Annotated in this window: 6 protein-coding genes; 3 read left to right on the forward strand and 3 right to left on the reverse strand. The window is 44.8% G+C overall.

Annotation, left to right across the window (positions count from 1 at the left end; all coding sequences use genetic code 11):
• Positions 1 to 25 precede the first annotated feature (25 nt).
• Positions 26 to 1,786 carry a gamma-glutamyltransferase gene (gene ggt, locus Xkoz_RS16945; protein ID WP_099143167.1) on the forward strand — a complete coding sequence of 587 codons (1,761 nt, stop codon included), beginning with the start codon at positions 26 to 28 and terminating at the stop codon, positions 1,784 to 1,786.
• A gap of 92 nt (positions 1,787 to 1,878) precedes the next feature.
• Here ggt and brnQ read toward each other — a convergent pair whose 3' ends face one another.
• From brnQ to phoB, 3 genes are all read right to left on the reverse strand, one after another.
• Complete coding sequence (gene brnQ, locus Xkoz_RS16950; RefSeq protein WP_099143168.1) at positions 1,879 to 3,219, reverse strand: branched-chain amino acid transport system II carrier protein; 1,341 nt, start codon at positions 3,217 to 3,219, stop codon at positions 1,879 to 1,881.
• A 310-nt stretch (positions 3,220 to 3,529) separates the two neighbouring features.
• The gene (phoR, locus tag Xkoz_RS16960) at positions 3,530 to 4,867 is read right to left on the reverse strand and encodes a phosphate regulon sensor histidine kinase PhoR (protein ID WP_099143169.1); all 1,338 of its coding nucleotides are present in this window, start codon (positions 4,865 to 4,867) and stop codon (positions 3,530 to 3,532) included.
• Between the two features lie 62 nt (positions 4,868 to 4,929).
• Positions 4,930 to 5,619 (reverse strand): phosphate regulon transcriptional regulator PhoB, encoded by a 690-nt coding sequence (phoB, locus tag Xkoz_RS16965; RefSeq protein ID WP_099143170.1) that lies wholly within the window; start codon positions 5,617 to 5,619, stop codon positions 4,930 to 4,932.
• Between the two features lie 269 nt (positions 5,620 to 5,888).
• On the opposite strand from phoB, the gene sbcD reads away from it, so the two are divergent.
• Both sbcD and Xkoz_RS16975 read left to right on the forward strand, forming a co-directional pair.
• Positions 5,889 to 7,106, forward strand: a complete 1,218-nt coding sequence (gene sbcD, locus Xkoz_RS16970; RefSeq protein ID WP_099143171.1) for an exonuclease subunit SbcD — start codon at positions 5,889 to 5,891, stop codon at positions 7,104 to 7,106.
• Positions 7,107 to 7,123: 17 nt separating this feature from the next.
• Positions 7,124 to 10,780: an AAA family ATPase gene (locus Xkoz_RS16975; RefSeq protein ID WP_099143172.1), complete on the forward strand. Its 3,657-nt coding sequence runs from the start codon at positions 7,124 to 7,126 to the stop codon at positions 10,778 to 10,780.
• The last annotated feature ends 92 nt before the right edge of the window (positions 10,781 to 10,872 follow it).

The raw sequence follows: 10,872 nt of genomic DNA on the forward strand, positions 1-10,872 counted from the left end.
TGGCCTGTGCTCAGGAGAACAACGTATGTTCAAAGCATGGAAAATACCCCTTATTACTATATCCCTACTTGTTTCTACCCCCCTTTATTCTGCCACTGAGCCTGCGGTCGAAGCCAAACAAGGCATGGTTGTCAGTGCACAACGTCTTGCTTCACAAGCGGGCATAGATATTCTCAAAATGGGCGGAAACGCCATTGATGCCGCGGTTGCCGTTGGATATGCTCAGGCAGTGGTTAATCCCTGCTGTGGCAATATTGGCGGTGGTGGTTTTATGACTATCCATCTCGCTAATGGAAAAGATACCTTTATTAATTTCCGAGAAACAGCCCCTGCCGCGGCCAGTGCGCATATGTATCAGGATAAAGACGGAAATGTCATCAAAGGTGCCAGCCTGTATGGTTATAAAGCGATTGCCGTGCCAGGTACAGTTATGGGATTTGAAGAGGCATTGAAAAAGTACGGCACCTTAACCCGCGAACAAGTCATGGCACCTGCTATCAAACTGGCGCGCGAAGGCTATATTCTGACCCGTGGCGATACTGATATTCTGGACACTACAGTAAAGCGTTTCGCCCAGGATCCAGAAGCTGCCCATATTTTCCTGCGTAAAGATGGTACACCCTTCAAGCCTGGGGATAGGCTCATCCAAACCGATTTAGCCAACACGCTGGAAATGGTTGCCAAACACGGGCCTGATGCCTTTTATCATGGCAAAATTCCTCAATTAGTTGCAGAAGCATCCAAAAAATCAGGCGGCATTATTACCGCAGCGGATTTCGCCAATTATCACATCACAGAAACCGCCCCCGTTACCTGTAGTTACCGGGGTTACAAATTCATCTCTTCTCCACCTCCCAGCTCCGGTGGCGTGACACTATGCGAAATATTAAACATTATTGAAGGTTATGATCTTAAATCGATGGGATTCAACTCGGCTGATTATGTTCACACATTGACAGAAGCCATGCGCCACGCCTATATGGATAGAAATACCTATCTGGGTGATCCAGCCTTTATCCACAACCCGCTTGAGCGGCTGTTAAGTAAAAGCTACGCCGAATCGATCAGAAAAGCGATCCAACCCAATAAAGCCACTAAATCGGTGAATATTCAGCCCGGCATTGGTCCCCATGAAAAACCAGAAACCACTCACTATTCCGTGGTAGATAAAGAAGGAAATGCAGTATCAACAACTTACACCATCAATGGACGCTTTGGTGCCGGGGTGATTGCACCAGGAACCGGCTTTTTCCTCAACGATGAAATGGACGACTTCACAACTAAAGTCGGAGAGAAAAACCTGTATGGACTCGTCCAAGGTGCCACTAACTCAATTGCCCCTGGTAAGCGCCCACTATCATCAATGAGCCCAACACTGGTAACCAAAGATAATAAAATCTTTCTCGTCTTAGGGTCCCCAGGAGGCTCGCGCATTATTTCCATCACACTACAAACAGCCCTGAATATCATCGAATTCAATATGCCACCACAAGAAGCCGTCAATAGCCCACGCATCCACCATCAATGGCTACCTGACGAAGTCTATTATGAGCAACGTGGCCTGTCGAAAGATACGTTAAACTTATTGAAAACAATGGGCTACAACATGGTGGAACAGACACCGTGGGGAGCAGCAGAATTAATCATGATTGGATTGCCGGGTGCTGCCGGTGTTACTCCTGAATCATCAGGCAATGATTCAGCCGTATCGGGTATTGTCCGTGAAGGCTATATCTACGGCGCCAACGATGCACGGCGACCTGCCGGTGCTGCTATCGGTTATTAGCACAAATAAATAAGGGTAAGCTGTTTTTGGCAGCTCACCCTTATCATCTATAACACCCTTTATATCATGCTCAACATGAATAAACTTTCTTCTTACTTCTCTTCAGACTGCACTTCATACTTTGGGAGCTTTACGTTTCCTGCAATGAGGTCATAGATAGCACACACAACAATAGTGAACACAGTCGGCAGTAACCAAGCCAAACCTTGATCCGCCAATGGCAGATGCTGTGCCCACTCAGGCAGTAAATGGGCTAAGTATTCAGAAGATTTTATTGCATCCAAAACCCCAAACAGCAAACTGATAGACATTGCCGGAGCCAAAATGCGTGTGAAGTTATTCCACCAGCGGATTGTAAAGCTCAGTAATATCAGCACGATACAGGGTGGATAAATCGCCGTCAGTACTGGAATTGAGAACTTAATCAAGTGGCTTAAGCCCATGTTGGAAACCAGCATAGAGAAGGTGCCTAAAAGCAGTACCAAGGTACGGTAGGACAGCGGCAAATAGAGGCTGAAAAACTCAGCACAAGCACAAGTCAAACCAACTGCCGTCACCATACAGGCAATGAAAATCAGTATCGCGAGGAAGAAGCTGCCGTAGTTACCAAAAATATTTTGGACATAGGCGTGCAAAATTACAGCCCCAGTATCCGCAGTAGGCACTAATGTGCCACTGCCTTCCCCAAGCTTAAACAAAGAGAGGTACACCAGCGTCAAGCCAAGTCCGGCAATCAAGCCCGCCCACATAGCATAACGCGTCAACAGGGAAGACGCTTCAACCCCTCTGGAACGGGCTGCATTGACAATAACGATACCGAATACCATTGCGGCCAACGTATCCATTGTCAAATAGCCATTGACAAAACCATTTGAGAACGGAATTTCCCGATAAGTTTCAGTAGCAGGAACAGAGCCACCTGCCGGCCACAATACCGCCGCAACGCCCAAAATAGCTAACGCGACAATTTTGATTGGCGCCAATATATGGCCAACACTATCCAGCAGTTTGCCCGGATACAATGAAATCAGCACCGCGAGGACAAAATAGATCACACTATAGATTAGTAGAGGAAGATCACCTGTTCCGGTAAGGGGGGCAATACCCACTTCAAAAGAAACTGTTGCAGTTCTGGGGGTTGCAAACAGGGGGCCTACAGCTAAATAGCAGATCGTTGCCAGGATCAGCCCCGCAGTTTTTCCAATCGGTGCACTGAGTGCTTCAATCCCTCCACCCACTTTTGCCAAAGCAATGACAGTAATGACCGGCAAGCCGACAGCGGTTAGCAAAAAGCCGGCGGCTGAGATCCAAACGTTCTCTCCTGCCTGCAAGCCAACCATAGGCGGAAAAATAATATTTCCCGCACCAACAAACAAGGCAAAAGTCATAAAGCCTAATGCCCAAATATCCTTAGATGATAAACGGTGTGCCATAATGATTATTAATATATGATTGCCAAAAGAAATGCATTTGCAACAGAAACGATTGCAAGCACTTGGGTTTTCACTGGCGAAACCGGATTCTGATTTAACAGCCAATGATCAATAATATAATCACTGATAATCGCAAGGTACAAAACGATAATGGTAATGACAGCTAGAATCGCCAATAACTGCCCCCAAGTAAAACTTTTATAGTGCTAAAAGGCAAGTGGTAATCCAAAAACCAGAACAATATTCCAAACTGATTTTTAAAAGCAGTTATTATTGTTATCTATCATTGAATACACACTATATGATTTGTTCATTTTTTATCCACATCGATTAATAAGTCATTTTTTACACAGTGGTTCCTATTAGGAACAATCAGCTGGGACACTAATAAAAAACTAAAAACTGACCCCTTTCCTAAGGTACTTGAAATATCGAGATGGGCGTTGTAATGGTGTAATGCATGTTTCACTATCGCCAAACCTAACCCATTTCCCCCAGTGTGACGCGAACGAGCCCGATCGACGCGATAGAAACGTTCCGTTAAACGTGGTAAATGTTCCGCACTAATCCCACCGCCATTATCTTTCACTTTGAACAGTGCGCCCTGAGAAACATTTTGCCAACTCACCTCAATCCTCGTTCCAGCTGGTGTATGTCTAATCGCGTTATAGACAAGATTGAACATTGCGCTACGCAGTTGTTCTTCATTACCAAACACTTTCAGCTTTTCATCAATATCAAACACAATGTCATATTGCTCATTTCCCAGCGCCAACGCTTCCCGTTGCAATATTTTCAATATGTTAGGAACATCCACAACGTGATTCATGTCCACTTGTGGCCCCCCTTCAATTTTGGAAAGATGCAACAGCTGCTGAACCAGGCTATCCATCCTTCGTATCTGTTCTCGCATCGTACCGATAACTTTCTGGTTCAACTTATTGTCAAACGCCTGATCCTCGAACATTTCCAGATAACCTTGCAGTACAGTGAGAGGGGTTTTGAGTTCGTGGCTCACATTGGCAAAAAAATCCCGTCTGGCATTTTCCAACTGGCGTTTTTGGGTAATGTCGCGCACAACCATCAATAATTGCGTCTCAGCATAAGGCATAATACGAAATTCCATCATATTGCCATTATTCAACTCGATAGATAGAGGGCGGGAAAAATCATTCGCTGTGATATAGCGGCTGAAATCAGGATAACGAAGCAGGTTGAAGATATGCTGACCATTATCCTCAGGCCAGCGGAACCCCAGCAAATGTTGTGCCAGACGGTTACACCAAAAAATATGGCCTTCCGTCGTCATGATCACAATAGCATCCGGCAATGATTCAGCTCCACTGCGAAAGCGCTTGATCAGTAATGCAAGTTCACGGCGCCGTTTGCGATTGCGTTGCTGCATCTGGTAAATACCATAAAAGATAGGTTCCCAGCCGCCGCGACCGACTGGCGGTAACATATTGCGTTCCAGCCATAACCAATCGGACAATTTCAGCAAATTGTAACCATGCCATACCAGAGCCAAAAATAGCGCAATGACCAGCAGCCATGTCAAGTGACCGATAAAAAGGGACAACATCACCGCAGGCAAGCAGAAAAGCACCAGACCCCATACCAGCTTTTTCCAGGTTAAACGCTCAAGCACGCCAGCTTACTCCAGAATGAAAACGCTAAAATTGAATTACCGCCCAACACCAATATCCCCCATCAATAACGGGTAGAAAAGCGATAACCTGTACCACGCACAGTCTGTACCATCTTATCGTGATCCCCTATTTCCAACGCCTTGCGCAAGCGTCGGATATGGACATCAACGGTGCGATCTTCCACATAAACATTTGTTCCCCACACATAGTTGAGTAATTGTTCACGGCTATAAACACGTTCAGGGTGAGTCATAAAAAAGTGCAGAAGTTTGAATTCCGTGGGTCCCATTTCCAGATCTTGCCCATGACTGGATACGCGGTGGGATGATTGATCCAGAATCAATCCATCCATATCAATAATGTCCTCCGCCTCCATAGGTGAAATGCGGCGCAGCACAGCCTTAACACGGGCAACCAATTCCTTAGGTGAAAAAGGCTTCGTAATATAATCATCGGCACCGACATCTAAGCCACTTACCCGATCTTCTTCTTCTGTTCGCGCGGTAACCATAATGACAGGGATCGTCTTGGTGTTATTGTCACGCTTCATCTGACGTATTAGTTGTATCCCTGAACCGCCGGGCAGCATCCAATCCAGCAAGACCAAATCAGGATAAGGTTCGGATAAACGTCTTATTGCCGTATCGTAATCTTCGGCTTCAATAGCTTGATAACCGTTTTGCTCCAAAACAAAACAGACCATTTCACGAATCGGAACTTCATCTTCAACTACCAAAATGCGTTTAACCATGGTTAATCCCGTTAATATCATTAAGGTCAGTGACTTTTACTGCAAAAGATTATGAGTCAATTTTATGACATTTTTATGAAACCCCTGACTTCTCAATCACCAAGAAACAAACTGGCTCCCAAAGAAAATCGGGCACCTTTGTCATATTTCATTATGGATGCGAAGTCGCTCGAAAATTCAATCAAGGCTATCAAATTACACAGGACATCCGCCAAGCTGCCATTATAATTAGCCCCTGAAACGAGCAATAAGTCACAGGCAGGGAAATTATGCGAATCATTCATACATCTGACTGGCACCTTGGTCAGTATTTCTTTACTAAAAGCCGTGCCGCTGAACATCAGCACTTTTTGCAGTGGCTGATTGAAAAAATCATACAATATCAAGTTGATGCGTTAATTATTGCCGGTGATATTTTTGATACCGGCTCTCCTCCCAGCTATGCCCGCGAACTTTATAACACATTCATTGTGGCACTACAGCCTACAGGCTGCCAGCTCGTTATTCTTGGAGGAAACCACGATTCCGTTGCCACACTCAACGAATCAAGATCCCTTCTCTCTTACCTAAATACCACCGTGATTGCCAATGCTGAAACCGAAGATATAGCCCAGCAGATAAAGATCCTAAATAACAGGGATGGCAATGCAGGCGCGATCCTCTGCGCTATTCCTTACCTGCGTCCACGGGATGTCATGACCAGTCAGGCGGGGCAATCAGGAATACAAAAACAGCAAGCGCTACAAGATGCCATCACCGAACATTATCACAGGCTCTATCAACAAGCCTGTGCATTACGGGATCAGTTTGGCCAGCCATTACCGATTATTGCCACGGGTCACCTCACGACAGTAGGTGCATCCACTACGGATTCTGTTCGCGATATTTATATCGGTACATTAGAGGCCTTCCCCGCACAGGCATTCCCTCCGGCTGACTATATTGCCTTGGGGCATATCCATCGCCCACAACTCATCGGCAAATCAGAACATATCCGTTACAGCGGCTCCCCTATTCCACTGAGTTTTGATGAAGTGGGACAAGAGAAAAGTGTCTGTCTTGTGGATTTTAAATCAGGCAAACTCGATAACATCACGCTATTACCGATCCCACATTATCAGCCCATGCAGATTATTCGAGGTGACTTGAAACAAATCGAAGAGCAATTACACGTGTTCAAGGAATATCAGGGAGAACGTCCTGTTTGGCTGGATATTGAAGTCGCAACCCAAGATTACCTGCCCGATATCCAAAAACGTATCCAGTCTCTCAGCGAAGGACTGCCTGTTGAGATCATCCTGCTGCGCCGCAGTAGGGGCATGCGCCAACTATCATTGACCGAACAAAATAAAGAAACACTTACCGAGCTAAGCGTCAATGATGTTTTTGCACGCCGTTTGGCGCTGGCAGAAATCGACGATCTTGCCCAAAAACAACGCCTGACCACCCTGTTTCAACAAACGCTGGACGATATTTCTCAGCAATAACATCAAGAGAACACGCGATGAAAATTCTTAGCTTACGGCTGAAAAATATTAATTCTTTGCAAGGCGAATGGAAAATTGACTTTACGGCAGAACCCTTTGCCAGCCACGGATTATTCGCCATTACCGGCCCTACGGGCGCAGGAAAAACCTCCTTGCTGGATGCCATTTGCCTTGCCCTTTACCATGAAACACCAAGGCTCGGCACCATTTCTGCCTCTCAGAATGAATTAATGACCCGTCATTCCGCTGAGTGCCTTGCCGAAGTCGAATTTGAAGTCAAAGGTGTCGCTTATCGGGCATTTTGGAGTCAGCGCCGTGCCCACAATCAGGCCAATGGTAAACTGCAACCCCCAAAAGGAGAATTAGCCCTCAAAAAAGAGGGAAAAATTCTGGCTGATAAAATTCCAGAGAAAAAAGAAAAAATCGCCGAAATAACCGGGCTGGATTTTGGTCGTTTTACCAAATCCATGCTGTTATCACAGGGAAATTTTGCCGCATTCTTAAATGCGCAAGATAAAGATCGGGCAGATTTACTGGAAGAGCTAACAGGCACCGAAATTTACGGCATTTTGTCCCAGGAAATTTATCAACGCCATAAGGAGGCACAATCTGAGCTAAATATCCAACAGGCCAAAGCCTCCTCGATTGAATTACTCACCCCAGAGCAGCAGCAAGCATATAAAAATCAGCAACAACAGCTTATTGCAGAAGAAAGTGAACTCAGCCAGCAAATTAAAGCATTACAGGTTGCCGAACAGTGGCTTATTAGAAGGGATGAACTACAACAATCTCTGGCAAAAAATACCTTACTTTTGCAACAAACCAAGCAAGCCCTTCAAGAAGCACAACCTCAATTACAACAACTGGCTATCAGCGAGCCGGCAGAAAAAATTCGTCCACTATGGGATGTACAAAACCGAGCACACCAGGAAAAACAGCGCCTGATTGAACAACGTATAAAAATAGAAAATGAGTGCCAACAACAATTGGCACTGCTGCAACCTGCCAAGCAACAGCTTACGCAGGCAGAGAAAAACCGAGAAGCGCATCAACAATATCAAAATCAACAGGAAAAGCTCATCTCAGAACACATTACGCCACTCGATCATAAAATCGATATTCAATCAAAAGATCTTCTGGCGCTTGAGAGAGAAATTACGCGACAAAACCGTGAATACGCCGAGAGCCAATCTCAGTATAAAAACACTAAAAATCAGATAGATAACATAAACGAAGAACAAAAAAAGCGGGAAGCCTACCACGAGGATCATCCCCATTACCGTAATTTGGACAGTAAACTGCCTGAATGGAAACAGCGACTGACCCGCCAGCAAGAGCGGCAAACCCAAATAAATCAACTTAGACAAAGCACACGGCAAATTACCGCAGCGATCACCCGCACCACCGAACATTTGAATTCACTGAATACTGGATTAGCAAAACAAAAAGAACAGAACCAAATATTACGCAATAATTTTGCGAATGCTGAAAGTCAGCTTATTGCTTTGCAGAAAAAACATCCTTTAGAGCAACGACAAAAATATTTATCAATCTATCAGCAACAATTGGCATCACAGAACCAACTGGAAATTTTACTGCCGCTGATCCAACAGCAACAGGCAGCGATCTCTGCCGATCAACATCAATTGACACAATGGCAAGAATCGATAAAACAGTTACCGGAGCAAATCGCAACCCTCAACCAACAATTAGCCGAAAAACAGCAACATTATGAAGATCTTGATAATCGCGTTCGCTTAGAGCAGCAGATCGTTAACCTGGAAAAAGAACGTTCACAATTAAAAGAAGGTGAATCTTGCCCTCTTTGCGGTTCAACTCACCATCCTTTAATCAATGAATACCAAAATATTGCTCTGCCACAATCAGAAGAACGATTAAAAATTCTGCGCCAACAGATTGAACAGTGCCAAGAAAATCGTGCGGCCCTGCAACAAAAACAACAAATTCAGCAGCAGCATTGCCAACAATTGCAGCAAAATATTGCAAAACTCACCGCTAAATTGACCGAATTGGCTAAACAATGGGAACACCATTGCCAACAATTACAGGCTACAGATTTGCCGATAGATACAGATGCGGTTAATGATTTTATCGGCCAACGGCAATCTGTTTATCATCAGCACCAAGCCCAGCAGGAACTCCTTTTACAGGCGGAAAAAACCTGTCAAGCAGCCGAAAAAACACTCTCCACCAATCGTGAACAATGTCAAGAATATGAAAAAAATATTGAATTGGAATACTTCAAACACGATGCAGCCCAAAAACAATTGGCAGAAAAAACATCTGAAATTCAACAAATAGAAACCGATTATGCGGCAACAGAACAACAACTAAGGGACGAATTACAATCGACACCCTTCATTTTACCTTCCCATCAAGAAGCAGAGAGCTGGTTACAACAGCGTGAACAGGAATTAAACAATTACCATGAATCTCGTGAAAGATGGCAACAATTACAAAAAGAGCAAGCCGGCTTACAAAGCAAACTGAGTGAATTAGAGAAACAAAAAAATAAGCTATCCACTCACCTTCATGCTTTAGATGTTCAGCAACAACACCAAAAACAGTTATTGGAGCAGACTCGTCAGGAACGTCACCATCTATTTGGTGAACAATCCGTCACTGACGTTCGTCACGGCTTGCAACAAAAGGCTCATGAACTGGAAACCGCTTACCAGCAGGCGGTTTTCCATCTGCAAGAACTGCAAAACAAGATGAACCAATTAGCCGGTGCAGCCCGCGAAATAGAAAAAAACTACATAACTATCGAAGCAGACTGCAAACTCGCCACTAACCGCTTTCAAGCAGGGTTGGAGCAACAAGGTTTCTCCGATCAATCTGCGTTTGAACGTGCCTTATTGGCGCCAGAGCAGCGGGAAAAATTACAACAGTTGCAAGAAAAACTTGAGCAGCAACAATGGCAAGCATCAACACGGCATCATGAATCAGAAATGGCCTTACAACGACATACAGAGACGCAGCCACGGTTACTTAATCAGTACGAACCCCCGCAATTGTCTGCCATATTGACCGACGTTACAGCTAAGTTGAAACATAACAACCAGCAACAAGGTGAAGTCAGAACCCTGTTGAACAGTGATGCAACCCGCCGCCAACAACAGCAAGAGTTACTGGCACAGATCGCACTCCTGCAACAAAAATATGATGACTGGAGCTATCTCAATAATCTCATTGGCTCGGCTGATGGCGCTAAATTCCGCCGTTTTGCTCAGGGCTTAACCTTGGATCATCTCGTGCATCTGGCAAATATCCGGTTAGACAAATTACATGGCCGCTATTATTTGCAACGCAAAGATGACGGCAGTCTGGAATTACAAGTCATTGATACCTGGCAAGCGGAAGCTATCAGGGATACCAAAACGCTTTCTGGAGGAGAAAGTTTTCTTGTCAGCCTTGCCCTTGCGCTCGCCCTATCCGATCTCGTGAGTAATAAAGTACAAATAGAATCCCTGTTCCTTGATGAAGGTTTTGGCACGCTTGATCCTGAAACTCTGGATATCGCTTTGGATGCCCTGGATCACCTTAATGCATCAGGAAAAACAATCGGGGTAATTAGCCATGTAGAAGCATTAAAAGAGCGAATTCCAGTTCAGATCAAAGTGGAAAAGAAAAGTGGATCAGGACTTAGATAGTGTCGTCATGAGAAATTTCGTGCAATAATAATGCCCCACCATTCCATCATAAGAGTTGATTAACCATGAGTACACCTGCACACCGCCGCCAC

It is taken from the genome of Xenorhabdus kozodoii (genome assembly GCF_002632875.1).
In the GTDB taxonomy this organism is placed as follows: Bacteria; Pseudomonadota; Gammaproteobacteria; order Enterobacterales; family Enterobacteriaceae; genus Xenorhabdus; species Xenorhabdus kozodoii.